Source organism: Bartonella sp. AA86SXKL (assembly GCF_042196885.1).
This window is the reverse complement of sequence record NZ_JBHIRE010000408.1, coordinates 338-654: the sequence shown is the minus strand read 5'-3', so window position 1 is coordinate 654 and position 317 is coordinate 338. Positions and strand designations below refer to the sequence as shown.

The following is a 317-nucleotide window of genomic DNA, read 5'->3' as shown; positions in this document are numbered from 1 at the left end:
CATATGACACCGGTTTATTTCGGTTCAGCTTTAAGAAATTTTGGTGTTCGTGATTTGATCAATGCATTGGTTGCTTTTGGTCCAAGTCCTCGTGATCAAGGTGCAGATCAACGTACTGTAAGAGCCACGGAATCTCAAATGACGGGGTTTGTATTTAAAATTCAAGCGAATATGGCCCCTAATCACCGTGGTCGTATTGCATTTTTTCGGGTGTGTTCGGGAACGCTTGAACGTGGCATGAAGACAAAGTTGGTACGAACAGGAAAATCAATGACACTTTCTGCTCCACAATTTTTCTTTGCGCGCTCGCGGCAAAT

At 43.5% G+C, this 317-nt stretch carries 1 pseudogene; it reads left to right on the top strand.

From position 1 onward, the window contains the following. Positions 1-317, top strand: a pseudogene (prfC, locus tag ACFIO5_RS12275) (peptide chain release factor 3); the annotation flags it as partial.